Source organism: Pseudomonas sp. 2(2015) (genome assembly GCF_000955865.1).
In the GTDB taxonomy this organism is placed as follows: Bacteria; Pseudomonadota; Gammaproteobacteria; order Pseudomonadales; family Pseudomonadaceae; genus Aquipseudomonas.
Window position 1 is genome coordinate 36,893 of the sequence record NZ_JYOF01000012.1, and the last position, 24,832, is coordinate 61,724.

General features: G+C 63.7%; 22 protein-coding genes. 9 read left to right on the forward strand and 13 right to left on the reverse strand.

Features of this window, described 5'->3' with window-relative positions; translation table 11 throughout:
* Positions 1 to 9: 9 nt before the first annotated feature.
* The 7 genes from UB48_RS28010 to UB48_RS17060 form a co-directional block, all read right to left on the reverse strand.
* Positions 10 to 183, reverse strand: a complete 174-nt coding sequence (locus UB48_RS28010; RefSeq protein WP_176794207.1) for a hypothetical protein — start codon at positions 181 to 183, stop codon at positions 10 to 12.
* Positions 180 to 1,313: a PepSY domain-containing protein gene (locus tag UB48_RS17035; protein WP_045199179.1), complete on the reverse strand. Its 1,134-nt coding sequence runs from the start codon at positions 1,311 to 1,313 to the stop codon at positions 180 to 182. The genes UB48_RS28010 and UB48_RS17035 overlap by 4 nt, the downstream gene beginning before the upstream one ends.
* Before the next feature lie 8 nt (positions 1,314 to 1,321).
* On the reverse strand, positions 1,322 to 3,748 hold the full coding sequence (locus tag UB48_RS17040; RefSeq protein WP_045199182.1) for a TonB-dependent siderophore receptor: 2,427 nt from the start codon (positions 3,746 to 3,748) through the stop codon (positions 1,322 to 1,324).
* A gap of 93 nt (positions 3,749 to 3,841) precedes the next feature.
* A complete protein-coding gene (locus UB48_RS17045) occupies positions 3,842 to 4,822 on the reverse strand; it encodes a FecR family protein (RefSeq protein ID WP_045199184.1) in 981 nt (326 codons plus the stop codon).
* Positions 4,819 to 5,337: an RNA polymerase sigma factor gene (locus tag UB48_RS17050; protein WP_045199186.1), complete on the reverse strand. Its 519-nt coding sequence runs from the start codon at positions 5,335 to 5,337 to the stop codon at positions 4,819 to 4,821. The genes UB48_RS17045 and UB48_RS17050 overlap by 4 nt, the downstream gene beginning before the upstream one ends.
* A gap of 95 nt (positions 5,338 to 5,432) precedes the next feature.
* Entirely contained in the window at positions 5,433 to 6,143 is a 711-nt protein-coding gene (locus UB48_RS17055) for a PolC-type DNA polymerase III (RefSeq protein WP_045199188.1), read from the reverse strand.
* Positions 6,140 to 8,077 carry a DUF294 nucleotidyltransferase-like domain-containing protein gene (locus UB48_RS17060; RefSeq protein WP_045199350.1) on the reverse strand — a complete coding sequence of 646 codons (1,938 nt, stop codon included), beginning with the start codon at positions 8,075 to 8,077 and terminating at the stop codon, positions 6,140 to 6,142. The genes UB48_RS17055 and UB48_RS17060 overlap by 4 nt, the downstream gene beginning before the upstream one ends.
* A 235-nt stretch (positions 8,078 to 8,312) precedes the next feature.
* Here UB48_RS17060 and UB48_RS17065 point away from each other — a divergent pair, with 235 nt between their 5' ends.
* Positions 8,313 to 8,756, forward strand: a complete 444-nt coding sequence (locus UB48_RS17065) for a response regulator (protein WP_045199190.1) — start codon at positions 8,313 to 8,315, stop codon at positions 8,754 to 8,756.
* Positions 8,757 to 8,866: 110 nt separating this feature from the next.
* Here the strand turns inward: UB48_RS17065 and UB48_RS17070 are convergent, their stop codons facing one another.
* Entirely contained in the window at positions 8,867 to 11,044 is a 2,178-nt protein-coding gene (locus UB48_RS17070) for a malate synthase G (RefSeq protein WP_045199192.1), read from the reverse strand.
* A 435-nt stretch (positions 11,045 to 11,479) separates the two neighbouring features.
* Between UB48_RS17070 and UB48_RS17075 the strand changes: the two genes are divergently transcribed.
* The gene (locus UB48_RS17075; protein WP_045199194.1) at positions 11,480 to 11,998 is read left to right on the forward strand and encodes a glycine cleavage system protein R; all 519 of its coding nucleotides are present in this window, start codon (positions 11,480 to 11,482) and stop codon (positions 11,996 to 11,998) included.
* 98 nt (positions 11,999 to 12,096) lie between these two features.
* Here the strand turns inward: UB48_RS17075 and rarD are convergent, their stop codons facing one another.
* The 5 genes from rarD to UB48_RS17100 form a co-directional block, all read right to left on the reverse strand.
* Positions 12,097 to 12,984, reverse strand: a complete 888-nt coding sequence (gene rarD / locus UB48_RS17080) for an EamA family transporter RarD (protein WP_045199195.1) — start codon at positions 12,982 to 12,984, stop codon at positions 12,097 to 12,099.
* 65 nt (positions 12,985 to 13,049) lie between these two features.
* A complete protein-coding gene (locus UB48_RS17085; RefSeq protein ID WP_045199198.1) occupies positions 13,050 to 14,024 on the reverse strand; it encodes a serine/threonine protein kinase in 975 nt (324 codons plus the stop codon).
* Between the two features lie 161 nt (positions 14,025 to 14,185).
* Positions 14,186 to 16,093: a PhoX family phosphatase gene (locus UB48_RS17090; RefSeq protein ID WP_045199200.1), complete on the reverse strand. Its 1,908-nt coding sequence runs from the start codon at positions 16,091 to 16,093 to the stop codon at positions 14,186 to 14,188.
* Positions 16,094 to 16,156: 63 nt separating this feature from the next.
* Positions 16,157 to 16,921 (reverse strand): TOBE domain-containing protein, encoded by a 765-nt coding sequence (locus UB48_RS17095; protein ID WP_045199202.1) that lies wholly within the window; start codon positions 16,919 to 16,921, stop codon positions 16,157 to 16,159.
* Between the two features lie 59 nt (positions 16,922 to 16,980).
* Positions 16,981 to 17,718, reverse strand: a complete 738-nt coding sequence (locus UB48_RS17100) for a ComF family protein (RefSeq protein ID WP_045199204.1) — start codon at positions 17,716 to 17,718, stop codon at positions 16,981 to 16,983.
* An 89-nt stretch (positions 17,719 to 17,807) separates the two neighbouring features.
* Here UB48_RS17100 and bioB point away from each other — a divergent pair, with 89 nt between their 5' ends.
* The 7 genes from bioB (at position 17,808) to UB48_RS17135 (ending at position 24,748) form a co-directional block, all read left to right on the forward strand.
* Entirely contained in the window at positions 17,808 to 18,866 is a 1,059-nt protein-coding gene (bioB, locus tag UB48_RS17105; RefSeq protein ID WP_045199206.1) for a biotin synthase BioB, read from the forward strand.
* A gap of 7 nt (positions 18,867 to 18,873) precedes the next feature.
* A complete protein-coding gene (gene bioF, locus UB48_RS17110; RefSeq protein ID WP_045199208.1) occupies positions 18,874 to 20,046 on the forward strand; it encodes an 8-amino-7-oxononanoate synthase in 1,173 nt (390 codons plus the stop codon).
* On the forward strand, positions 20,039 to 20,770 hold the full coding sequence (locus UB48_RS17115; protein WP_045199210.1) for an alpha/beta fold hydrolase: 732 nt from the start codon (positions 20,039 to 20,041) through the stop codon (positions 20,768 to 20,770). The genes bioF and UB48_RS17115 overlap by 8 nt, the downstream gene beginning before the upstream one ends.
* Positions 20,763 to 21,587: a malonyl-ACP O-methyltransferase BioC gene (gene bioC / locus UB48_RS17120; RefSeq protein ID WP_045199212.1), complete on the forward strand. Its 825-nt coding sequence runs from the start codon at positions 20,763 to 20,765 to the stop codon at positions 21,585 to 21,587. Before UB48_RS17115 ends, bioC begins: the two co-directional genes overlap by 8 nt.
* A 1-nt stretch (position 21,588) precedes the next feature.
* Positions 21,589 to 22,269 carry a dethiobiotin synthase gene (bioD, locus tag UB48_RS17125; RefSeq protein WP_045199214.1) on the forward strand — a complete coding sequence of 227 codons (681 nt, stop codon included), beginning with the start codon at positions 21,589 to 21,591 and terminating at the stop codon, positions 22,267 to 22,269.
* Positions 22,270 to 22,376: 107 nt separating this feature from the next.
* Positions 22,377 to 22,673 carry a hypothetical protein gene (locus UB48_RS17130; RefSeq protein ID WP_045199215.1) on the forward strand — a complete coding sequence of 99 codons (297 nt, stop codon included), beginning with the start codon at positions 22,377 to 22,379 and terminating at the stop codon, positions 22,671 to 22,673.
* A 269-nt stretch (positions 22,674 to 22,942) separates the two neighbouring features.
* Positions 22,943 to 24,748, forward strand: coding sequence for a phenylacyl-CoA dehydrogenase (locus tag UB48_RS17135; protein ID WP_010221411.1), 1,806 nt, complete (start codon positions 22,943 to 22,945; stop codon positions 24,746 to 24,748).
* The last annotated feature ends 84 nt before the right edge of the window (positions 24,749 to 24,832 follow it).

Sequence of the window (24,832 nt, forward strand, 5' to 3'; positions counted from 1 at the left end):
CCGCGATAGCTATCTCGCCAAGCCTCGCAGGCTGTAAAGAGCCGGCAGCCCCAGCCCTACCCAGGCCAGCGCATCCCACCAGCCATCGCCGAGCAGGGCAGCGAACAGCCCCAGCGCGCCCAGCAGGGCAATGACTGTCGGTATGGCGAATACGCTCCAGAAACCTGACGTCTTGCGCTTCATTGCAGCGTCTCCATCTGCGCCGCAACCAGCGGCTTGCTGGCCCGCCGGCGCACCACCCAAAGGTACACGCCGCTACCCAGGACGATGATGGTCAGCACATCCAGCACTGCCCAGAGGATCTGCATTGGCCGGCCGCCGTAGTCACCAAAGTGCAGCGGCTGCGACAGGCCCATGGCGTCCATGTACCAGGGGCGGTCGCCGATGGCGGTGACTTGCAGGTTGCTCGCGTCGATCAGCACCGGCGTCAGCAGGTGCGCGGTCAGGTGGGTGCTGCCTTTCATGAACACCGCATAGTGGTGCTCGCTGGAGAAACGCGTACCGGGGAAGGCGATGAAGTCCGGCTGCATGCCCGGTGCGGCGTCGGCGGCGATATCCAGCACACGGCTGACCGGTGCCAGTTCGGTCAGCGGTGGTGCATCGCGGTAGGGCGCAACCATCGCCGTCAGGCTGTCGTTGCGCCAGGCGGCGATGACCAGGTCCGAGAGCGCGCTGATCACCCCGGTGACGCCCACCACCAGCGCCCAGGTCAGGGTGACGATGCCGATCAGGTTGTGCAGGTCGAGCCAGCGCAGACGCGTGGATTTGTCGTTGCGCACCGTAGCGAACTTCAGCCGGCGCATGAACGGCGCATAGAGCACCACGCCAGAGATGATCGCCACCACGAACAACAGCCCCATGAACGCCAGCAGCAGTTTGCCGGGCAGGCCGGCAAACATGTCCACGTGCAGGCGCAGCATGGTCATCATGAAACCGCCGTTGGCCGAAGGCATTTCCACCGCTTCACCGCTGCGCGCATCGAGCATGAAGGTGTGCGACGAGTTCGGCTCGGTACCTGCGGTAGCGGCCATGATCGCGACCACGCCGTTGCGGTCGTCTTCATCCCAGCCGAAGTATTGCATCACTTCACCGGGGCGATGGGCCTGGGCCTTGAGCACCAGTTCCTGCAAGTCGAGCCTGGGCGTGTCGGCCGGCATCTCCTTGAGCTCGGGGGCATCGCCCAGCAGGTGGTCGATCTCGTGATGAAAGATCAGCGGCAAGCCAGTAACTGCCAGCATCAGCAGGAACAGGGTGCAGATCAGGCTGGTCCAGGTATGCACGAAGGACCAGCGGCGGATGGTTCGGCTGTTCATCCGCGGCCTTAGAACTTGTAGTTGACGCTGGCAACCACGTTGCGCTCGTCACCGTAGTAGCACCAGTAACCGTCGCAGTTGGCCAGGTAGTCCTTGTTGAACAGGTTCTTGGCCTCGACGGCGACGGTCATGCCTTTGAGCGTGCTGACCTTGCGGCCCAGGTCGTAGTGCACCGAGGCGTCGTAGACGGTGTAGGAGCCGACATAGCCCAGATCGGTGTTGGTGGTGTTGCCGTAGTTGTCACCCACATAGCGCACGCCACCGCCGACGCCGAAGCCGTCGAGCAGGCCGTTGTGCCAGGTGTAGTCGGCCCACAGGGTCGCCTGGTTGCGCGGGATCAGGGCCATGCGGTTGCCTTGCTCGTTGGCCGCACCCTTGAGGATCTCGGTATCGGTGTAGCTGTAGGAACCGATCACCTTGAGGTTCTCGGTCACCTGGGTGGTGGCTTCCAGTTCCAGGCCGCGGACCTGCAACTGGCCAACCTGCTGGGTAATGTTGCCTTCGGTGACCTTCACGTTGTCCTGGCGCAAGTCATACACGGCAGCGGTGTAGAGGTTCTTGCTGCCCACCGGCTGGTACTTGATGCCGACTTCGTACTGGCGGCCTTCGGTGGGTTTGAACGAGTCAGTCGAGGCGACGGCGGCGCCGGTGGTCGGCTGGAACGACTCGGTGTAGGAGATGTACGGGGTTACGCCGTTGTCGAACACGTAGCTCAGGCCGATGTTGCCGGTGAAGGCCTTGTCGCGCTCGGTGCTGGTGGCATCGTTCTGGTTGTGGAAGGTGGTGCCGGTGTGCACCCAGTCTTCACGCCCGCCCAGGGTCAGGCGCCAGTTGTCGAGGGCGATCTGGTCCTGAATGTAGAGGCCGGTCTGGCGGGTTTTCTGGCCGTAGTCGTACATGGTGAAGTACGACACCTTGGAGAAGTCCTGGCCGTACGGCGGGTTGATCACGTTGCCTGGCGGCACGCTGAAGGCCAGGCCGTAGTCCCAGCGGTAATTGGTGTTCGAGCGCTGGTGATCGAGGCCGATCAGCAGGGTGTGGCTCAGGGCGCCGGTCTGGAAGTCGGCCTGGAAGTTGTTGTCGACGGCGAACTGGCTGATGTCTTCGTTGACGATGCCGGTTTCACGCGGGACGCTGCCGTCTGCTTCGACCAGGCCGTTGTTCATGGTCGCGACGTTGATGCCCTGGAACGACAGGTCGCTCTTGGTATAGCGCAGGTTCTGACGGAACTGCCAGACATCGTTCAGACGGTGCTCGAAGGCATAGCCCAGGGCGTAGTAGGTGCGATCGTAGAACTCCCAGTCCGGGTCACCGAGGTTCTTGTGGTGGGAGATGTCGCCAGCCGGCGAGCCCAGCTTGGTGCCCTGCAGCGGCAGGAACTGGCCGCTGATACCGGTGTCGTCACGGGTGAACTGGGTGATGAAGGTCAGGCTGGTGTCTTCATCCATGTTCCAGGTCAGGCTTGGCGCGAGGTTGTAGCGCTTGTCTGGAACGTGGTCGGTCGGTGCGCCGCTGTCGCGTACCACGCCGCTGACGCGATACAGGAACTGGCCGTCGTCATCGATCTTGCCGGTGCTGTCGAAGTTGATCTGGCGGTGGTTGTTGCTGCCAACCTGGGCTTCGACCTGGTGGGCACTTTCAGCCTGGGGGCGACGGCTGACCATGTCGAGCATGCCGCCGGGCGGGGTCTGGCCATACACCGACGAGGCCGGGCCGCGCAGCACGGCAATGCGCTCAAGGTTCCACGGCTCGACCTTCGGGTTGGCGAACGAGCCTTTGGGCAAAGGCAGGCCGTCGAGGAACTGGGTCGGGTCGAAACCGCGTACCCGCAGCCAGTCGGCGCGGGGGTCGGAGCCATAGCCGCTGCTTTGTACGCCAGCGGTGTAGCGCAGCGCGTCGTTGAGGTTGAGAACCTGGCGGTCGTCCAGTTGTTCACGGGTGATCACGCTCATCGAGCGGGGTGCTTCAACGATCGGGGTGTCGGTTTTGGTTCCAGCGGCGGTGCGCGTGGCGGTAAAACCGGTGGCCGGGCCCCAGGCGCTTTCGTAGTCGCTGCGCGCGTTGACGCTGGTTTCCGGCAGCGCCAGGGTGCCCTCGGGGGTGGCGATCAGGCTGTAGGTGCCGGCGCTGCTCTGCTGCAGTTGCAGGCCGGTGCCGCGCAGGGCCGCTTGCAGGGCGCCGACGCCATCGTACTGGCCGTTGACCGGCGCCGAGGTGCGGCCGCTGGCCAGGCTCGGGTCCAGGGCCAGAGCGATGCCAGCCTGGCTGGCGATCTGGTTGAGCGTGGTCGACAGCGGCGCGGCAGGCAGGTTGTAGCTGCGCAGGGTGGCCGATTGCTCGGCAGCGATCAGCGGGCTGCTCGCCAGAGGTGCTGTCAGGGCAATGGCCACGGCCAGCAGACCGGGACGCAGGAAGTTCTCAAAAGCGCGGGACATACAGCGGCTCCTCGACGGAAGTAAGTGCTAACTAGCTTCCTTGCCGAGTGAGTTGGAAAAAGTGTCAGGGGTTAGTGAAAATAATTTTGATTTTTATTTCACGCTGCTCGCCGGCGTATCGCTTTTAGCCACCACCGTCACCCACCACGGCGTGCGCTGCTCGATCTGCACCGGCAAGGTCGGTAGCAACGAGGTCAGTGCCAGGTCGATATCATTGAGCGGGAAGCTGCCGGTAATGCGCAGGTCGGCCACATCCGTAGCAACCCCCAGGTGCCCGCTGCGGTAACGCCCCAGCTCCTCGACCAGATCGGCCAGGCGCACGTTGTCGACCACCAGCATGCCGCGGGTCCAGGCATCGGCTCCGGCGGCCAGGCCGTCGGCGCGGCCCAGGCGGTCGTGGTTCATCAGCACCTGCTGGCCTTCCTTGAAAATCTGCTCGTCGCCGCTGTCTTGCGGGCGCGCCGCTACTGCCGACTGCAGCACGCTCAGGCGTGTGCCCTGGTCTTCGAGCTTGACCAGGAAGCGCGTTCCCAGTGCGCGCAGGCGACCGTCTTCGGTGGTGACTACAAACGGACGATCGTCCTTGTGGCCGGTCTCGATGGAGATTTCGCCTTCATGCAGGACGATCAGGCGCTGTTTCTCGTCGAAGCGGATATCCACCGCCGAATGGGTGTTGAGGCTGATCAGGGTGCCGTCGGTGAGGCGCAAGGTACGCTGCTCGCCGGTGCCGGTGCGCTGGTCGGCCAGCCAGTAGCCCAGCGACTGATGGGCACTGACCCAGCTCAGCAGGCCGACCACCAGCACCAGGCTGGCCAGGCCGCTGCCCAGCTTGCGCACCCGCTGGCGCAGGCCGGCGCGTGATTGCAGCAGGGCCTGGCGCGCAGGGCCGGCAGCGGCGCTGAAGCGCTGGTCGAGCATGCCCAGTTGCAGCCAGGCACGGGCGTGCTCTTCGCTGGCGGCGTGCCAGCGGGCGAACTCGGCGCGCTCATCGGCGCTGCCGCTGCCCGAGTCCAGGCACAGCTGCCAGGCGATCGCGGCATCCAGTACCCGCGCCGAAACCGGCTTGCTGTTCATGTCGGCTCACCGTACAGCGCCACGTAGCACTGGCGCATGCCCTGGGCCAGGTACTGGCGCACCCGCGACACGGAAACCCCCAGACGCTCGGCGATCTCGGCATGGCCCAGGCCGTCCAGGCGGTTGTACAGGAACGCCGCCCGGGCTTTGCTCGACAGCTTGCCGAGCAGGCGGTCTATGGCCTTGAGGTCTTCGAGGATCAGGTGCTGTTCTTCCGCAGAGGGCTGTTCGGCTTCGGGGATGAGCATCAGTTCGGCCAGGTACGCCTGTTCCAGTGCCGCGCGGCGAAAGTGGTCGAACAGCAGGCCCTTGGCAATGGCCAGGAGGAACGCCCGGGGTTCGCGTGGCGCCGGCAATTGCTCGCGCCCGAGCAGGCGCACGAAGGTGTCCTGGCTCAGGTCTTCGGCGCGCTCGGCGCAGGCGATGTTGCGCCGCAGCCAGGCGAGCAGCCAACTGCGATGGTCGCGGTAAAGCGTACCGACCAGCTCAGTGTGTGGGCTTTGCACAGACGACAAGGCGTTCCCCGAAAAGATGCGTTAACTAACGAGAATTATTCGCGATTGTCGCAGAAGCTCCCCATTAGACGCAATTCACGCTCATCGGATGATGCTTAAAAGCCATGACTTTGTTGCCGCCGCCTGCGCAGGCGGTGCAACTGCTGGTCGAGCAAGGCCGGGCTGTCCAGCTGCTGGCGGCGGGCCTGGCTGAACAGAATCAGCGCCAGCTCGGCGGTGACCATGGCATCGGCGCTGGCGTTGTGCCGTTCGGCGGCCTCAAGGCCAAAGTAGGCGGTCCAGTCATCCAGCCCGGCTTCACGCAGGGTGATCTGCGGGTTGAGCAGCGGTGCCAGCTCGGCGACATCGAAGAACGGATGCTGCAGGCGATAGCCCAGGTGGTCCTTCAGCGCTCGGCTAAGCATGCGTTGATCGAACGGTGCATGAAACGCCAGCAGCGGGCTGTCGCCGATAAAGTCCATCAGCTCCAGCAGCGCCTGGGCTGGATCACTGCCAGCGGCGATGGCGCTGGGGCCCAGGCCGTGGATCAGCACACTGGAGGTGAGCTTGTGGTCCCGCTGGTGCAGGGTGCGTTCGAACTGCTGGCTGAAGTCGATGGCGCCGTCTTCGATCACCACCGCGCCAATCGACAGCACCTGGTCGCGGTTGAGGTTCAGGCCGCTGGTTTCCAGGTCGAGCACCACCCAGCGCTGCTGGCGCAGGCTGTGTTCGGCCAGAGGCGCGGGGGCTGTCAGTTGCTCCACGCGCTGGCGCAGGTGCTCGTCGAGCCGCGGTTGGTTGGGGCGCAGCCAGGCAAACAGGCTCATAGCTGGTACCGCAGGGCCAGGCTGCTTTGCAGGCGCTGGGCCTGGCGCAGGGACTCGCGCAGGATGCGCCGGTCCAGGTGGTTGAGGCTGTCGGGGTCGACCCGGTTGGAGTAGGGCCGGTTCTGCCGGCTCTGCAATTGATGTTGCTGCATGCGGGTTTGCTGAATGAAGTGGTAGGCCTCTTCATAGGCGGCGCCGTCGAGCGGGTCGATCACTTGCCTGGCCACCAGTTGGCGCAGGCGCTCCAGCGTGTTGTTGGCGCCGATGCCGTTGGCCAGGGCCAGTAACCGTGCGCCATCGACGAACGGCGTCAGGCCCTGGACCTTGAGGTCGAGAGTGGCGGCCTTGTCGTTACCCTGGCGGGTCAGCACGAACTCCCGGAAACGTCCCACCGGCGGGCGCTGGCGCAGGGCATTATCGGCCATCATGCGCTGGAACAGGCGGTTGTCGGCTACCTGCTCGAGGATGCTCTGGCGCAGTTGCTCACAGGCCTGTTCGTCGCCCCAGACCACCCGCAGGTCGAAGTAAATGCTCGACGCCAGCAGGTTTTGGGGCGTGGCTTCGCGAATGAAAGCGGCAAAGCGCCGTGCCCATTCGGCGCGGGACAGGCACAGCTCGGGGTTGCCGGCCATGATGTTGCCCTTGCACAGGCTGAAGCCGCATTGCGCCAGGCCCTGGTTGATGTGCTGGGCCAGCGGCAACAGGCGCCCGCGTAGTTCGGCGGCATGGGCGGCATCGCGGGCTTCGAAAATGATGCCGTTGTCCTGGTCGGTGTGCAGGGTCTGTTCGCGGCGGCCTTCACTGCCGAAGCACAGCCAGCTGAACGGCACGCCCGGGTCGCCCTTGTCTTCGATGGCCAGCTCGATCACCCGGCATACGGTGTGGTCGTTGAGCAGGGTAATGATCTGGGTAATCTGTGTCGACGAGGCGCCATGGGCCAGCATGCGCTCGACCAACTGGCTGATTTCGCCGCGAAGTGACACCAGGTTTTCGACCCGGCTGGCGTGGCGGATGGTGCGCGCCAGGTGCACCAGGTCGACCCGTTGCAGGGAGAACAGGTCCCGCTCCGAGACCACGCCGCACAAGCGCCGCTCTTCGACCAGGCAGACGTGGGCGATATGCCGCTCGGTCATGGCGATGGCGGCGTCGAAGGCGCTTGCTTGCGGGCTCAGGTAGAACGGCGCGGCGGTCATGTGCCGGCTGATCGGCTGAGCGAAGTCGGCGCTGGCATCGGCGACCACCTGGCGCAGGTCGCGCAGAGTGAAGATGCCGATGGGAAAGCGCTGCTCGTCGACGATGACAATACTGCCTACCTGTTGCTCGTGCATCAGCCGCACCGCTTCACGCAACGGCGTGGCCGGGTCGCAGACTACCGGGTGACGCATGGCCAGCTCGCCCAGGCGGGTGTTCAGTGAATACTGGTTGCCGAGGGTTTCCACCGCGCGGCGCTGGACCTGCTGGTTGACCTGGTCGAGCAGGCTGCTGACCCCGCGCAGGGCGAAGTCGCGGAAGGCTTCGGACAGGGTGAACAGTCGAATGAACGCGGCCTTGTTCAATTGCAGGCAAAAGGTGTCTTCGCCGGCCAGGTGTTCGGTACGGGTTGCCCGTTCGCCGAGCAGGGCGGCGAGCGGGAAGCACTCGCCGCTGGTGATCTCGAAGGTGGTTTCGGTGCCCGGGCGGCTTACGTGCTGACGCTCGCCGACCACCCGGCCCTGCTTGACGATGTAGAAATGCTCGACCGGGCCGTCGCTGGGCTTGATGATGCTGTCATTGGCCGCATAGAAGCGCAGTTGGCACTGTTCGACGAGAAACGCCAGGTGGGCGTTCTCCATCTGATTGAAGGGTGGAAAGCGTTGCAGAAACTGCATGGTCCCCTGGATGTTCTGCATGACTGCAGTCTTTCCTGCCTGGGCGAAGGCGTCCTTTTTGCTCATGAGCATTACCGCGTCTTTGTGTCGAGCTGTGACCATCGACCTTGTTGTTTTCGTTGTTCATGGTCGGCCGCGGGCTGCTCAGTGCCCATTGGACGTAAGTCTATAAACTGCGTCAGGCTGTTGAAGCGTTGCGTCATGTGTCAATTTGCCGACGAAAGGCAGTTTGCAAGTAATCTCAATGCGGTCTGAACTTGATTCACAGGACATTTTGCAGGTCATTGATGATGAGACAGCCATGTCCGACCACGAAGACATACTGAGCGAAGCCGAGCGCAAAGCCCTGGCATCGGTGATTGCGCCTGAGGCTGCGCCGCCCAAGGTTTTGATCGTCGACGACAACCGTGTGGCCCGCGATGCCCTGGCCAGGTACCTGAGTTCAAAACGCATCAAATGCCTGACCGCCAACAGCGGCAAGCAGGCGCTGGAGTGCCTGGCCAAGGAGCGCGGTATCGGTCTGGTGATCACCGACCTGCGCATGGGCTCGTTCGGTGGGCTTGAGCTGATACGTCAGATTCGCGAATCGGAGCGCGCGGCGATGCCGATCATCATCGTCTCAGGGGCTGCGGATGTGAAAGACGCCATCGAGGCGATGCACTTGAGCGTCGTCGACTTTCTGCTCAAGCCGATCGATCTGGACAAGCTGGTGCGGTTGGTGCGCAGGGAACTGGGGATTTCTTAGGCAGGTCTGGCCTCATCGCTGGCAAGCCAGCTCCCAAAGGGACTGCATTCACCGACCCTGTGGGAGCTGGCTTGCCAGCGATGGGGCTGCAAAGCAGCCCCCCGAGGATGTTACAGACCGTTCCGGGCCTTGAACTCGCGACGACGACGATGCAGCACCGGCTCGGTGTAACCGTTCGGTTGCTTGCTGCCTTCGACGACCAGCTCAACCGCCGCCTGGAAGGCGATGTTGTTGTCGAAGTCCGGAGCCAGCGGGCGGTACAGCGGGTCGTTGGCGTTCTGCTTGTCGACCACCGGCGCCATGCGCTTGAGGCTCTCCAGAACCTGCGCTTCGCTGACCACGCCATGGCGCAGCCAGTTGGCCAGCAACTGTGCGGAAATCCGCAGGGTGGCGCGGTCTTCCATCAGGCCGACATCGTTGATGTCCGGCACCTTCGAACAACCGACACCCTGGTCGATCCAGCGCACCACGTAACCGAGGATGCCCTGAGCGTTGTTGTCCAGTTCGTTGCGCTTTTCTTCGTCCGACCAGTTGGTATCGGTCGCCAGCGGGATGGTCAGGATGTCATCGACCGAAGCCGGTGTACGCTTGGCCAGTTCCGCCTGACGGGCGAACACATCAACCTTGTGGTAGTGCAGGGCGTGCAGGGCCGCAGCAGTCGGCGACGGTACCCAGGCGGTGTTGGCACCGGCCAGCGGGTGGGCGATCTTCTGCTCGAGCATGTCGGCCATCAGGTCCGGCATGGCCCACATGCCTTTACCGATCTGGGCGCGGCCTTGCAGGCCGGTGGCCAGGCCGATATCGACGTTGGAGTTTTCGTAGGCGCCGATCCACTTCTGGGTCTTCATGGCGCCTTTGCGCACCACGGCGCCGGCTTCCATGGAGGTGTGGATTTCGTCACCGGTACGGTCGAGGAAGCCGGTGTTGATGAACACCACGCGCTCGCTGGCCGCCTGGATACAGGCCTTGAGGTTGACCGTGGTGCGGCGCTCCTCGTCCATGATCCCGACTTTCAGGGTGTTGCGCTTGAGGCCCAGGGCATCTTCGATGCGGCCGAACAGCTCGTTGGTGAACGCAGCTTCTTCCGGGCCATGCATCTTCGGTTTGACGATGTACATGGAGCCGGTGCGGCTGTTCTTGCGGCTGGTGTTGCCATTGAGGTTGTGCATCGAGGCGAGGCTGGTAACCAGGCCATCGAGGATGCCTTCCGGCACTTCGTTGCCGTCCTTGTCGAGGATGGCGTCGATGGTCATCAGGTGCCCGACGTTACGCACGAACAGCAGCGAACGGCCGTGCAGGCTGACCGAACCACCGTTAGGCGCGGTGTATTCGCGGTCCGGGTTCATGGTCCGGGTGAAGGTCTGGCCAGCTTTGCTGACGCTTTCGGCCAGGTCGCCTTTCATCAGGCCCAGCCAGTTGCGGTAGATCACCACTTTATCGTCGGCATCGACGGCGGCAACCGAGTCTTCGCAGTCCATGATGGTGGTCAGGGCGGCTTCCATCAGCACGTCCTTGACCCCGGCGGCGTCGGTCTGGCCGACCGGGGTGCTGGCGTCGATCTGGATTTCGAAGTGCAGGCCGTTGTGCTTGAGCAGGATCGCAGTCGGCGCCGAAGCGTCGCCCTGATAGCCGATCAGCTGGGCATCGTCGCGCAGGCCGTTGTTGCTGCCACCCTTGAGGGCGACCACCAGCTTGCCGCCTTCAATGCGGTAGGCAGTGGAGTCGACATGGGAGCCGGCAGCCAGTGGCGCCGATTCGTCGAGGAAGGCGCGGGCGAAGGCAATCACCTTGTCGCCGCGAACCTTGTTGTAGCCTTTGCCTTTTTCTGCGCCGCCGGCTTCGCTGATGGCATCAGTGCCATACAGCGCGTCGTACAGCGAACCCCAACGGGCGTTGGAGGCGTTCAGGGCAAAGCGGGCATTCATGACCGGCACGACCAGCTGTGGGCCGGCCATGCGGGCGATTTCGTCGTCGACGTTCTGGGTCGAGGCCTGGAAGTCTGCAGCTTCTGGCAGCAGGTAACCGATGTCCTGAAGGAAGGCCTTGTAAGCCACGGCATCGTGAGCCTGGCCTTTGCGCGCCTGGTGCCAGGCGTCAATCTGCGCCTGCAGTGCGTCACGTTTGGCCAGCAGTGCTTTGTTCTTTGGAGCGAGGTCGTTGATGATCTTTTCCGCACCTACCCAGAATTGTTCGGCGTTGACGCCGGTTCCGGGAATGGCTTCGTTGTTCACGAAGTCGAACAGGACTTTGGCGACCTGAAGGCCACCGACTTGAACGTGTTCAGTCATTGCTTGCCTCACTCTGCTCAGCTATTCAGCTCTTCTATTTAAGCCTTGCGCGCTTCTCTAAACACGGCACCAGAACATGCCCTTGTGGGCGGCTGGGTGCGGCCTGCCAGACAGGCTGGCAGGCGTTGGCGTATTTTCACAGGCGCCTTGGCAGACATCGATCCAACGTTTTGTAGTCCACGCTGCGGCATACTACATGATGCGCTGCGGTTGTGAAAATCAGACTAAATACGTCGTTCTGCGACCAATTGGTCGCATAGGGTCACGCTGGGAGTGCGTATGTTCTCAAAAAAGCGGCAGATTGTTCCAGATAAATCTTGAAACAGTACACGATTAGTCAATCGCTGCTCCTGCGGCAGGTTGCCGCGCCTTGCCTATACTTTCTGCGCGCCCTTTGATTTCGGGGGCTGAACGTCAAAAGCAGAGGGTTAGCGCGTGGATCATCTCGTATTGACAGTGATCGCCCCCGATAAGGCCGGGCAGGTCGAGCGGATCGCTCAGTGCATTGCCGAGCATAACGGTAACTGGTTGGAGAGCCGCATGTCGCGCATGGCCGGGCAATTTGCCGGCATTCTCAAGGTAGCGGTGCCGGCCGAGTCCTACGATGAACTGGTCGAAGCGCTGAAGGCCCTGATCAAGCACGACATTCGTGTGCTGATCGCCGAGAGCGGCATTGAGCCGTCCTGCACCTGGAAGCCAATCGCCATGGAGCTGGTGGGCAATGACCGCCCGGGTATCGTTCGCGACATTACCCGGCTGCTGGCCGAGCAGGGCGTCAACGTCGAGCGCCTGACCACCGAGGTGCGACCGGCGCCGATGAGCAGCGAACCGCTGTTCCATGCCGATGCCTTGCTGGCGGTACCGCTGACACTGTCGCTGGAAGTGTTGCAGGGCAAGCTGGAGGCATTGGCCGACGACCTGATGGTCGAATTGAACCTGCGTCCCGAGGATTAGTTATCCCGTTTTATCGGGGATGCGCCTGTGGATAAGCTTGGGAGATGTCGCTGCAGGCCACGATCGGCGTGGCCTGCAGGTGGTTGTGTGTTTTTTGATCAGCTGCGTCGGCGCAGGCTCAGCCAGGCGTCGACGCTGTACAGCGCCAGGCCCGCCCAGATGAACATGAAGGCCACCAGGGTGCTGCTCGACAGGTGCTCGCCGAACAACCACACCGCCTGCAGCAGGACCAGGGTCGGCGCCAGGTACTGCAAGAAGCCCAGGGTGGTGTAGGGCAGGTGCCGGGCGGCAGCGTTGAAGCACACCAGCGGCACCAGGGTGACCGGACCTGCGGCTATCAGCCACAAGGCTTCGCTACTGGTATAGAAGCTGGCCTGGGCGCTGTGAGCCATGGGGTTGAGCAGCATCCAGCCGATGGCCAGCGGCACCAGCATCCAGGTTTCCACCACCAGCCCGGGCAGGGCGGCGACCGGCGCCTGTTTGCGGATCAAGCCATAGAAACCAAAGCTCAGCGCCAGTACCAGGGATACCCAGGGCAGGCTACCGACCTGCCAAACTTGTTGCGCTACCCCAAGCGCGGCCAGCCCTACTGCGACCCACTGCAAACGGCGCAGGCGTTCACCGAGTAAAAGCATGCCCAGCAGCACGTTGACCAGCGGGTTGATGTAGTAGCCCAGGCTGGCTTCAAGCATGCGCCCGTTGTTAACCGACCACACGTAAGTCAGCCAGTTGCCGGCGATCAGCGAGCCGCTCAGGGCCAGGATCGCCAGGCGCTTGGGGTTTTCGCGCAGTTCGCGTAACCAGCCCGGATGTTTCCAGACCAGCAGCAGCAACGAGCCGAACAGCGCCGACCAGAGCACCCGGTGGACGATGATTTCTACCGCGGGCACGCTTTGCAGCGCTTTGAAGTAGAGCGGGAACAAACCCCAGATGATGTAGGCGCTCAGGCCCAGGATGTACCCGCGGCGCGGGTTGGCGGCGTGCATGCAGATTCCTTGCTTAGGCAGCTATCTAAAAGCAGGGGGCTATTGTAGACAGACTCGCGTGCGCTTCAGAACAATTTCAGCGGTTCTTCATCCAGCGCCGCCATTTGCTCGCGCAGGGCGAGGATCTGGTCGCCCCAGTAGCGCTCCTGGCCGAACCAGGGGAAGCTGCGCGGGAACGCCGGATCGTCCCAGCGCCGGGCCAGCCAGGCACTGTAATGCAACAGGCGCAGGGCGCGCAGAGGCTCGATCAGCGCCAGCTCGCGCGGGTCGAAATCGTGGAACTCGTTGTAGCCATCCATCAGCTCGGCGAGTTGGCCCAGGCGCTCGTGGCGCTCGCCGGCAAGCATCATCCACAGGTCCTGCACGGCCGGGCCGGTGCGGCAGTCGTCGAGGTCGACGATGTGGAACACATCGTCGCGGCACATCATGTTGCCCGGGTGGCAGTCGCCGTGCAGGCGGATGACCTGGTGCGGGGTGCTGGCGTAGATCGCTTCGACCCGCTTGAGCAGGTCGCGGGCTACCGATTCGAAAGCCGGCAGCAGGCTTTTAGGGATGAAGTTGCCTTCGAGCAGGGTGTTCAGCGAGGCGTGGCCGAAGTTATCCACCGCCAGCGCTTCGCGGTGCTCGAACGGGCGGGTAGCGCCAACCCCGTGCAGGCGGCCGAGCAATTGCCCGAGGCGATACAGCTGATCAAGATTGCCTGGCTCCGGCGCGCGACCACCGCGGCGCGGGAACAGGGTGAAGCGAAAGCCGCTGTGCTCGAACAGGGTCTCGCCGTTGTGCACCAGTGGCGCCACCACCGGCACTTCGCATTCGGCGAGTTCCGCGGTAAAGCTGTGTTCTTCGAGGATCGCCGCGTCGCTCCAGCGGTCCGGGCGGTAGAACTTGGCGATCAGTGGTTCAGCCCCTTCGATGCCCACCTGGTAGACCCGGTTCTCGTAGCTGTTGAGTGCCAGCACCCGGGCGTCGCTGAGAAAGCCAATGCTTTCCACGGCGTCCAGGACCAGGTCGGGGGTGAGTGTTTCAAAGGGGTGGGACATGCTCGCTCCTGCTATGCGGCAGGTGGCCGCAAGGTTCCTGCATGGTATCGCACATCGCCGGCTCGTGTGGGAGCGGGCTTGCCCCGCGATGCAGACACCAACTGATGTGCCGTCTGCACTGGCGTCATCGCGGGTTAAGTCGAGTTGTCGCACCGCCGCTCCTACAGATGGGCGCCAACGATCCCACCATCCTCCCTGCTGATTGCCATCACCGACGAGCGCGGCTTGCCATTGGGCAGGTGCTCGGGGAAGGTCGAACCGCCGGTTTCGCCCGGATGCTGGATACCGACGAACAGCGTGCGCTGGTCCGGGGCAAAGGCGATGCCGGTCACTTCGCAGGCCACCGGGCCGACCATGAAGCGGCGGATCTCGCCACTGGCAGGATCTGCACAGAGCATCTGGTTGTTGCCCATGCCAGCGAAGTCACCGCTGTTGCTGTAGTCGCCGTCAGTCAGTATCCACAAGCGGCCATCGGCATCGAAGCCCAGGCCATCGGGGCTATTGAACATGTTTTGCGGGGTGATGTTGGCGGAACCTGCCTTGGCATCACCGCCATGCACGGATGGATTGCCGGCCACCACGAACAGGTCCCAGTCGAAGCTCATGGCGCCATGGTCATCGGCGGATTCGCGCCAGCGCAGGATCTGCCCGTAGACATTCTTCTCGCGCGGGTTGGGGCCGCCGACCGGCTGGCCGTCTTCACCGCGTTTGACGTTATTGGTCAGGGTGCAATAGACCTGGCCGTCCTTGGGGCTGACCACGATCCACTCCGGGCGGTCCATGCGCGTGGCCTGCAGGTGACTGGCGGCCAGGCGTGCATGGATCAGCACCTGGGCCTGGCTGGCAAAACCGTTGGCGGCGTTGAGGCCGTGCTTGCCGTGGGTCAGCTCCAGCCATTGGCCTTTGCCGCGCGGATGGTCAGGGGTACGGTCGCCATCGTCGAAGCGCGCCACATACAAGGTGCCGTGGTCCAGCAGGTTGCGGTTGGCGCTGGCGTTCTTGTGGTCGATGCGCTCGCGGCTGATGAACTTGTAGATGAACTCGCCGCGCTCGTCGTCGCCCATGTACACCACGGCGCGGCCGTCGGCGGTCTCGGCGAGGGCGGCATTTTCGTGCTTGAAGCGGCCCAGGGCGGTGCGCTTGAGCGGTGTTGATTGCGGATCGAACGGGTTGATCTCGACCACCCAGCCATGGCGGTTGAGTTCGTTGGGGTTTTTCGCCAGGTCAAAGCGCGGGTCGTGCGGGTGCCAGTCGACGTCCTTGCCGCTGACCGAAGCGCCATAACGCTTCTGCGCGGTATCGAAGGCCTGGGCCGGATCGCTGCTGCCGAAGCAGTCGGTGAAGTTCTCTTCGCAGGTCAGGTAGGTGCCCCACGGGGTTTTGCCGTTGGCGCAGTTCTGGAAGGTACCCAGCACCTTGCGCCCGCTGTTGTCGGCCGCGGTCCTGAGCAGGGCATCGCCGGCGGCGGGGCCGCTGAGGCTGATGGGCGTGTTGCCATGGATGCGCCGGTTGTAGGGCGAATCCTGGATGAATTGCCACTGGCCGTCGGCGCGCCGCACTTCGATTACCGACACCCCTTCAGCGGCCTGGGCCTTGTGCACCTCTTCGGCAGAGGCCGGTTTGCCGCCGTGGCTGAACAGGTAGCGGTAGTTGGTGTACTCGTTGTTGATCGCCATCAGCGCGCGGTTGTCGTCGCCGGGGAAGGGGAACAGGCTCATGCCGTCGTTGTGGTCACCGAACTGCAGTTCCTGGGCCTGGGCACTGCCATTGCCGGAAGGGTCAAAGGCTGGCGCGTCGGCGTGCAGCGGCTGGCCCCAGCTGATCAGCACCCGGGCCTTGTAGCCTGGTGGCAGGCTGATGCTGTCGGCGCTGGCGGCGGGAATGCTGGCAAAGCCCAGCAGGCTGCTGTTGCCGGCGCTGACGCTGGCGGCCAGAACGCTGCGGCTGAGCAGATTGCCACCGAGAAACAACGCTGCGCCGCACAGGGCCCCGGCACCGATAAAGCGCCGGCGGCTGAGACGGGTGAGCTGTTCGAGGTCGGTTGGCTGGTGTTCTTCTAATAGGTGCATGACAGGCTTCCTGCGGGTTTGGCAGTCACCTTAGTCAGGGCGCATGACGGTTTTGTGGCAGTTTTACAGCGGCGTTCCGAGAAGTACGTAGGAAGGCTGGAACTGCACCTGCAGGTCGCTACCTACAACGACCCGGTGATCCTTCAGCCAGTGAGCTTCGGCAAAGGCACACAGGGTTTGCCCGCTGGCCAGGGCCAGGCGCACTTCGGTGGGGCCCTCGGCGTCGTCAAGCAAGGCATCGACCTTGACCGGCAAGCAGTTGTAGCCCTGCGCAGGTTGTTCACCGAGGCCGAGCAACTCCAGCCAGCCGGCCTTGATCAGGGCGACGACGGCGGTACCGGGGCTCAGTTCCAGGCGAGCGGTGCTGTCGTGGGTGATCTCGGCGTCGATGCGCAGATCACCCGCCAGGGTCAGGCTGATGCGGTCATAGCGCCCCTGGGTCTCGATCGAACTGATGCGCCCGTGCAGTTGGTTGCGCGCGCTGGTGCGCAGCATCAGGCGGCCGAGCAGGTCGAGATCGCTGGCGTCTTCGGCGGCTTCGAGGATCTGCGCCTGCAGCGCCTGCAAACGCTGGTACAGGCGCAGCACCCGTTGGCCTTCGGTGGACAGTTTGGCCCCACCGCCGCCACGGCCGCCGACACTGCGCTCGACCAGCGGGCTGGCCGCCAGGTTGTTGAGCTCGTCGATGGCATCCCAGGCGGCCTTGTAACTCATGCCGGCGCTTTTCGCCGCACGGGTGATCGAGCCTTGTTCGGCAATGTGTTGCAGCAAGGCAATACGCTGCGGACGGCGGACGATGTGCTGGGTGAGCAGGGCAGGCAGAGACATAAGCGGTAACGGGCACCTGAAAGGAAACAGCCCGAAAGTGCCCGCACCCCGCGTGCAAGTCAAGCGCTGCCGGGCTTGGCGGTACGTGCCAGGCAGTAGACATCGACCCGCCGGGCGCCCGCCTTGAGCAGCAGGCTGGCCAAGGCCTGAGCAGTAGCGCCAGTGGTCAGCACGTCATCCACCAGCGCCACATGACGCCCGGCAATCAGCTTGTTGTCGTGGATGGCGAAGGCCTGGCGCAGGTTGCGTTTGCGCGCATGCGCCTTGAGGCCTTGCTGGGCCGGGGTGTCGAGGGTGCGGATAAGCGCCTGTTCGCTGCAGCTTATGCCCAGTTGCTGCGCCAGCCAGTGACCGAGCATGCCCGCCTGGTTGTAGCCACGTTGGCGCAAACGCCGCTTTGCCAACGGCACCGGCAGCAACAAGGCCGGGCGCGGCAGCCCTTCTTCAAAGCGATGGATCAACCAGCGCCCGAGCAGTTGCGCCAGCAGGCGGCCCAGCGGCCACTGGCTGTTGTGCTTGAAGCGGGTGACCAGCGCATCGACCGGAAAGCCGTAGTGCCAGGGCGCCTCGACCCGATAGAAAGCCGGCGGGCGCCGGCTGCACTGGCCGCAAACCAGACCGTGCATGGGCAGCGGCAGGGCACAGACCTGGCAATGCTCATCGAGCCAGGGCAGTTCGCTTTCGCAGGCGACACACAAGGGGTAGGGCTGCTCGGCCGCTTCATTGCAGAGCAGACAGGTATGGTTATTAAATAGCCAGTTGTAAACCTTGTTTTTGACTTGTGGTTGACAGTGCATCCGCCTTCCTTAACTATGCGAGCTATCCGTGATGCGCTGGCGGGGTTTCCTGTGCCGGCGCTTGTACAAGCCTAAACAAGGAGCCGCCGATGAGCGCCAGCACAACTGCAACAACACGTCACGACTGGTCCCTGGCCGAGGTCAAAGCCCTGTTCCAGCAGCCGTTCAATGACTTGCTGTTCCAGGCGCAGACCGTGCACCGTGCGCATTTCGACGCCAACCGCGTGCAGGTCTCGACCCTGCTGTCGATCAAGACCGGCGCCTGCCCGGAAGATTGCAAATATTGTCCGCAGTCCGGCCACTACAACACCGGGCTGGAAAAACAGAAGCTGATGGAAGTGCAGAAGGTCCTCGAAGAGGCCGCCCGCGCCAAAGCCATTGGTTCGACCCGCTTCTGCATGGGCGCGGCCTGGAAGCATCCGTCGGCCAAGGACATGCCCTACGTGCTGCAGATGGTCAAAGGGGTCAAGGCCATGGGCCTGGAAACCTGCATGACCCTCGGCAAGCTCGACCTTGAGCAAACCCAGGCGCTGGCCGAGGCCGGGCTGGACTACTACAACCACAACCTCGACACCTCGCCGGAGTTTTACGCCAGCATCATCACCACCCGCACCTACAGCGATCGCCTGCAGACCCTGGCCTATGTGCGCGACGCCGGGATGAAAATCTGTTCGGGTGGCATCCTCGGCATGGGCGAGTCGCTGGACGACCGCGCCGGGTTGCTGATCCAGCTGGCCAACCTGCCGGAGCACCCGGAGTCGGTCCCGATCAACATGTTGGTAAAGGTCGCCGGCACTCCGCTGGAAAACGCCGAAGACGTTGACCCGTTCGATTTCATCCGCATGCTCGCCGTGGCCCGCATCCTCATGCCCAAATCCCACGTGCGGCTGTCCGCCGGCCGCGAAGCGATGAACGAGCAGATGCAGGCCCTGGCCTTCTTTGCCGGTGCCAACTCGATCTTCTACGGCGAGAAACTGCTGACCACCGCCAACCCGCAAGCCGACAAGGACATGCAACTGTTCGCGCGCCTGGGCATCCAGCCCGAAGCCGGTGAAGAACACGCCGACGAAGTCCATCAAGCGGCCATCGAGCAGGCCTTGGTCGAGCACAAGAGCAGCGAGCTGTTCTACAACGCTGCCTCGGCCTGAGGCGCGCATGGCTTTTGATCTTCGCGCGCGGCTCGAGCAACGCCGCGCGGCTGACCTGTACCGTCAGCGCCCGCTGCTGCAAAGCCCGCAGGGCCCTGAAGTGGTGGTCGACGGCCAGCCGTTGCTGGCGTTCTGCAGCAATGACTACCTGGGCCTGGCCAATCACCCGGAAGTGATCGCCGCCTGGCGCGCCGGTGCCGAGCGCTGGGGTGTCGGCGGCGGCGCTTCGCACTTGGTGATCGGCCACAGCAGTCCGCATCACGCGGTGGAAGAAGCCCTGGCCGAACTTACCGGGCGGCCGCGGGCACTGCTGTTTACCACCGGCTACATGGCCAACCTCGGTGCTCTGACCGCGTTGGTCGGGCAGGGCGACACGGTGCTGCAAGACCGCCTCAATCACGCCTCGCTGCTCGATGCCGGGTTGCTCAGTGGCGCGCGCTTCAACCGCTACCTGCACAACGATGCCCAGAGCCTGGCCAGCCGCCTGGACAAGGCCGTCGGCAATACCCTGGTGGTGACTGACGGGGTGTTCAGCATGGACGGTGACCTGGCCGATCTGCCCGCCCTGGCTGCAGCAGCCAATGCCCGCGACGCCTGGCTGATGGTCGACGACGCCCATGGCCTGGGTACCTTGGGACGCAACGGCGGCGGCATTGTCGAGCATTTCGGCCTGACACTGGCGCAGGTTCCGGTGCTGATCGGTACGCTGGGCAAGGCTTGCGGTACCGCAGGTGCTTTCGTGGCGGGTAGCGAAGAGCTGATCGAATGCCTGATCCAGTTCGCCCGGCCCTACATCTATACCACCAGCCAGCCACCGGCGCTGGCCTGTGCCACCCTGCGCAGCCTGGAACTGCTGCGCAGCGAACACTGGCGGCGTGAGCACCTGGCGGCGTTGATCCAGCAGTTTCGCCATGGCGCCGAACAGATCGGCCTGCAGTTGATGGACAGCTTCACGCCAATCCAGCCGATCCTGATCGGCGACAGCGCGCGCGCCTTGCGCCTGTCGCAGATGCTGCGCGAGCGTGGCCTGCTGGTGACCGCGATCCGCCCACCCACGGTGCCTACCGGCAGTGCGCGGCTGCGCGTGACCCTGAGTGCGGCGCACAGCGCGGCGCAGGTGCAGCTATTGTTGAATGCATTGGCTGACTGTTATCCGCTGCTGGAGCCTGCTGATGCGTAACCATCTGATCCTGTTGCCGGGCTGGGGCCTGGGCAGTTCCGCCTTGCAACCGCTGGTGGCGACCCTGCGGGCCATCGACCCCGGTTTGCGGGTCGAGATCCAGGCCTTGCCCAGCCTGGTGTCGAGCAACCCCGAAGACTGGCTCGACAAGCTTCACCGGCAACTGCCACGCCATGCCTGGCTGGGTGGCTGGTCGCTGGGCGGCATGCTCGCCGCAGAGCTCGCTGCTCGCCGAGGCGATGACTGCCATGGCTTGATCACCCTGGGCAGCAACCTCAGTTTTGTTTCGCGCCCAGGCTGGCCGCACGGTATGGCGCTGGATACCTTCCAGACCTTCCTCGAAGGCTGCCGTTATCACACCCAGGTCACCCTCAAGCGCTTTGTTTCGCTGTGCAGCCAGGGCGCGCAAGAGCCGCGCAGCCTGGCCCGGTTGCTCAGCGCCTGCATGCCCGCGCCGGCCCCCGAGGAACTGGTGGCGGGGTTGCAGGTGCTCGGCCAGCTCGATACCCGGAAGGCTGTGCAAACTTATGGCGGCCCGCAGTTGCACCTGTTTGCCGGGCGTGACGAGCTGGTGCCGGCGGAGGTCGCCGGCGAGTTGCTGGAGATTCTGCCCGACGTGGAAGTCGGGCTGCTGGAAGACAGTGCTCATGGTTTTGTGATGGAAACACCTCATGAGTTGGCGGCAGCAATCAAGGCCTTTGTACATGAGAGTGGTGATGACTGATCTTTCCCTGCCGGGCCTGCCCGGCGCCTTGCCCGATAAACGCCAGGTTGCTGCGTCGTTCTCCCGCGCCGCCGCCAGCTACGACAGCGTCGCCGAACTGCAGCGCGCGGTAGGTACTGCGCTGCTTGAGCAGTTGCCGGGTGCACTTGAACCGCAACGTTGGCTGGACCTGGGCAGTGGTACCGGCTATTTCAGCCGCGCTCTGAACAGCCGTTTTCCCCAGGCCGCCGGCGTCGCCGTGGACATCGCCGAAGGCATGCTCGAGCACGCCCGCGAGCAGGGCGGGGCGCATCACTATGTGGTTGGCGATGCCGAGCGCTTGCCGCTGCGCGAGGCCAGTGTCGAGCTGATTTTCACCAGCCTGGCGGTGCAATGGTGCGGCGATTTTCGCGCCGTGCTCAGCGAGGCCCGGCGCGTGCTGCAACCGGGTGGCGTACTGGCGTTCGCCAGCCTCTGCGTCGGCACCCTGCATGAACTGCGTGAAAGCTGGCAGGCGGTCGATGGCCTGGTGCACGTCAATCGCTTCCGGCGCCTGGAGGACTATCAGCGCCTGTGCGGCGAAAGTGAGCTGCAGGTGCTGAGCCTGCAGGCCCGGCCTCATGTGTTGCACTACCCGGATGTACGCAGCCTGACCCACGAACTCAAGGCCCTCGGCGCCCACAACCTCAACCCCGGCCGTCCGGCAGGCCTGACCGGACGCGCGCGCATGCAGGGGCTGTTGCAGGCCTATGAGCGCTTCCGCCAGCCGCAAGGACTACCGGCGACCTACCAGGTGGTCTACGGTGTACTGCAAAAGCCGCCGGTAGAAGGGGATTGAGATGAACCCGGCCTATTTCATTGCAGGGACCGACACCGACGTCGGCAAGACCACCATCGCCGCCGGCCTGCTGCATGCCGCCCACCTGGCCGGCCTGAGCACCCTCGGTGCCAAGCCGGTGGCGTCCGGTTGCGAGGCCAGCAGCAAGGGCCTGCGCAACGCCGATGCCTTGGCGCTGATCGCCGAAAGTTCGCTCAAGCTGCCCTACGAGCAGGTCAACCCGTTCGCCTTCGCGCCGGCCATTGCCCCGCACCTGGCGGCGCGTGAGGCCGGTATCGCCCTGAGCGTGCAGGCCTTGTTGACGCCGATGCGCGAGGTGCTGGCCCAAGACGCTGATTTCACCCTGATCGAAGGTGCTGGCGGCTGGCGCGTGCCGCTGTCCGACCAGGCCAATCTGTCGGACCTGGCCGTGGCCCTGAAGCTGCCGGTGATCCTTGTGGTCGGCGTACGTCTGGGCTGCATCAACCACGCCTTGCTGACGGCTGAAGCCATTGCCCGCGACGGCCTGCAACTGGCTGGCTGGGTGGCCAACATTGTCGACCCGCGCACCTCGCGCCTGGAGGAAAACCTCGCCAGCCTCGCCGAACGTTTACCGGCGCCGTGCCTCGGGCGGGTGCCGAAGCTCAAGCAGGTCAGCGCTGAAGCGGTGGCCGCGCACTTGCAACTGGACCTGCTGGACTGACGCTCGTCTATCGTAAGGCACAGTGCCATTAGTGTTTTCAACGGGCCTTTTGTTGGCAAGTCTGCTTCAATAGAGGCTGTTCGCCTTCAGCGTCATGGAGTTTCGACATGGAAATCTCGGGCAACTCAGTCTACTACGCAGGGCTCGGCGCCATTCAGGCCGGGCAGAACCGCGTCGATCAGGCCGCCAGCCAGATCGCCAACACCACCGTCGAGCGTGCCGCCACCAGCCAGTCCAGCGACTATCAGGCCGAGCGCCTGCGTGCGGTCGATCGCAGCCAGCAGATGGACCTGGCCACCAGCAGCGTCGAGATGGCGCTGGGCAAGCATCAGGTCGAACTTGGTGTCAAAGTGGCCAAAGCATCGGACGAAATGCTCGGCACCCTGATCGATACCTACGCCTGACCCCCTGCGGCTCGCCCTCTGCGCGCCTTCAACTAGTCTTTATGTATCAGCGCCTTGGCCTTGCAGGCCGGCGCTCGGCTGCGCGTTTGCGGGGTATTTGGCCAGGGCAATCGCGCAGTCTGGCATGGCCGAACTGCCCTCTGCTTGATGCTTGACAAGTTTTCGGCGTAAACGTATGTTTCAAACAACTGTTTGACCGAAAGCCGCCTAGAGCTGGTCGGTATATCGCGGTCTCCCTATCCAGGATTCATCAGCAGAGGTTCATCGCTATGCCTGATTACAAAGCCCCCTTGCGTGATATTCGCTTCGTTCGTGACGAGCTGCTCGGCTACGAAGCGCATTATCAGAGCCTGCCGGCTTGCCAGGACGCCACCCCGGACATGGTTGACGCCATCCTCGAGGAAGGCGCCAAGTTTTGTGAACAGGTACTGGCCCCGCTGAACCGTGTCGGTGACCTTGAAGGCTGCACCTGGAGCGAGTCGGGCGTAAAAACCCCATCCGGCTTCAAGGAAGCCTACAAGCAGTTCGTCGAAGGTGGCTGGCCGAGCCTGGCCCATGACGTCGAGCACGGCGGTCAGGGCCTGCCTGAGTCGCTGGGCCTGGCGGTCAGCGAAATGGTTGGCGAGTCGAACTGGTCGTGGGGCATGTACCCTGGCCTGTCCCACGGCGCGATGAACACCATCTCCGAGCACGGCACCGCCGAGCAGCAGGAGACCTACCTGACCAAACTGGTATCCGGCGAATGGACCGGCACCATGTGCCTGACCGAGCCACACTGCGGTACCGACCTGGGCATGCTGCGCACCAAGGCCGAACCTCAGGCTGATGGTTCCTACAAAGTTACCGGCACCAAGATCTTCATCTCGGCCGGTGAGCACGACATGGCCGACAACATCGTCCACATCGTCCTGGCCCGCCTGCCCGATGCTCCTGCTGGCACCAAAGGCATTTCGCTGTTCATCGTGCCGAAGTTCCTGCCGACCGCCGAAGGCACTGTCGGTGAGCGCAACGCCGTTTCCTGTGGCTCGATCGAACACAAGATGGGCATCCACGGCAACGCCACCTGCGTGATGAACTTCGACGCCGCTACCGGCTACCTGATCGGCCCGGCCAACAAAGGCCTGAACTGCATGTTCACCTTCATGAACACTGCTCGCCTGGGTACCGCGCTGCAAGGCTTGGCCCACGCTGAAGTGGCGTTCCAGGGCGGCCTGAAATACGCTCGCGACCGCCTGCAAATGCGCTCGCTGACTGGCCCGAAAGCGCCGGACAAAGCCGCTGACCCGATCATCGTCCACCCGGACGTACGTCGCATGCTGCTGACCATGAAGGCGTTCGCCGAAGGCAACCGCGCCATGGTCTACTTCACCGCCAAGCAGGTGGACATCGTCAAGTACAGCCAGGACGAAGAAGAGAAGAAGAAAGCCGACGCACTGCTGGCCTTCATGACGCCGATCGCCAAGGCGTTCATGACTGAAGTCGGCTTCGAAGCAGCCAACCACGGCGTACAGATCTACGGCGGCCACGGCTTCATCGCCGAGTGGGGCATGGAGCAGAACGTTCGCGACAGCCGCATCTCGATGCTGTACGAAGGCACCACCGGCATCCAGGCCCTGGACCTGCTCGGCCGTAAAGTACTGATGACCCAGGGCGAAGCGCTCAAGGGCTTCACCAAGATCGTGCACAAGTTCTGCCAGGGCAACGAAGGCAACGAGGCGATCAGCGAGTTCGTCGCACCGCTGGCCCAGCTGAACAAAGAGTGGGGCGAGCTGACCATGAAGGTCGGTATGGCTGCAATGAAAGACCGCGAAGAAGTCGGCGCCGCTTCGGTGGACTACCTGATGTACTCCGGTTACGCCTGCCTTGCCTACTTCTGGGCCGACATGGCGCGCCTGGCTGCCGAGAAGCTGGCTGCCGGCACCACTGAAGAAGCCTTCTACACCGCCAAGCTGCAGACCGCGCGTTTCTACTTCCAGCGCATCCTGCCGCGTACCCGCACGCATGTCGCAACCATGCTGTCGGGCGCCAACAACCTGATGGACATGAACGAAGAGCACTTCGGTCTGTCGTACTGATTCAAAGGCTGTAAGGAAAAACGCCTGCCCTCACCGGCAGGCGTTTTTTTTTGCCTTTTGCTTCCTGTGGGAGCGGGCTTGCCC

Bases quoted from the DNA above. Each gene is read 5' to 3' on its own strand.
- UB48_RS28010 (WP_176794207.1), bottom strand. From the start codon at position 183: ATGAAGCGCAAGACGTCAGGTTTCTGGAGCGTATTCGCCATACCGACA.
- UB48_RS17060 (WP_045199350.1), bottom strand. From the start codon at position 8,077: ATGAGCAAAAAGGACGCCTTCGCCCAGGCAGGAAAGACTGCAGTCATG.
- UB48_RS17130 (WP_045199215.1), top strand. From the start codon at position 22,377: ATGGAAATCTCGGGCAACTCAGTCTACTACGCAGGGCTCGGCGCCATT.
- UB48_RS17045 (WP_045199184.1), bottom strand. From the start codon at position 4,822: ATGAACAGCAAGCCGGTTTCGGCGCGGGTACTGGATGCCGCGATCGCC.
- UB48_RS17040 (WP_045199182.1), bottom strand. From the start codon at position 3,748: ATGTCCCGCGCTTTTGAGAACTTCCTGCGTCCCGGTCTGCTGGCCGTG.
- UB48_RS17100 (WP_045199204.1), bottom strand. From the start codon at position 17,718: ATGCACTGTCAACCACAAGTCAAAAACAAGGTTTACAACTGGCTATTT.
- UB48_RS17135 (WP_010221411.1), top strand. From the start codon at position 22,943: ATGCCTGATTACAAAGCCCCCTTGCGTGATATTCGCTTCGTTCGTGAC.
- UB48_RS17095 (WP_045199202.1), bottom strand. From the start codon at position 16,921: ATGTCTCTGCCTGCCCTGCTCACCCAGCACATCGTCCGCCGTCCGCAG.
- bioF (WP_045199208.1), top strand. From the start codon at position 18,874: ATGGCTTTTGATCTTCGCGCGCGGCTCGAGCAACGCCGCGCGGCTGAC.
- UB48_RS17090 (WP_045199200.1), bottom strand. From the start codon at position 16,093: ATGCACCTATTAGAAGAACACCAGCCAACCGACCTCGAACAGCTCACC.
- UB48_RS17115 (WP_045199210.1), top strand. From the start codon at position 20,039: ATGCGTAACCATCTGATCCTGTTGCCGGGCTGGGGCCTGGGCAGTTCC.
- UB48_RS17085 (WP_045199198.1), bottom strand. From the start codon at position 14,024: ATGTCCCACCCCTTTGAAACACTCACCCCCGACCTGGTCCTGGACGCC.
- UB48_RS17035 (WP_045199179.1), bottom strand. From the start codon at position 1,313: ATGAACAGCCGAACCATCCGCCGCTGGTCCTTCGTGCATACCTGGACC.
- bioD (WP_045199214.1), top strand. From the start codon at position 21,589: ATGAACCCGGCCTATTTCATTGCAGGGACCGACACCGACGTCGGCAAG.
- bioB (WP_045199206.1), top strand. From the start codon at position 17,808: ATGAGCGCCAGCACAACTGCAACAACACGTCACGACTGGTCCCTGGCC.
- UB48_RS17070 (WP_045199192.1), bottom strand. From the start codon at position 11,044: ATGACTGAACACGTTCAAGTCGGTGGCCTTCAGGTCGCCAAAGTCCTG.
- rarD (WP_045199195.1), bottom strand. From the start codon at position 12,984: ATGCACGCCGCCAACCCGCGCCGCGGGTACATCCTGGGCCTGAGCGCC.
- bioC (WP_045199212.1), top strand. From the start codon at position 20,763: ATGACTGATCTTTCCCTGCCGGGCCTGCCCGGCGCCTTGCCCGATAAA.
- UB48_RS17055 (WP_045199188.1), bottom strand. From the start codon at position 6,143: ATGAGCCTGTTTGCCTGGCTGCGCCCCAACCAACCGCGGCTCGACGAG.
- UB48_RS17065 (WP_045199190.1), top strand. From the start codon at position 8,313: ATGTCCGACCACGAAGACATACTGAGCGAAGCCGAGCGCAAAGCCCTG.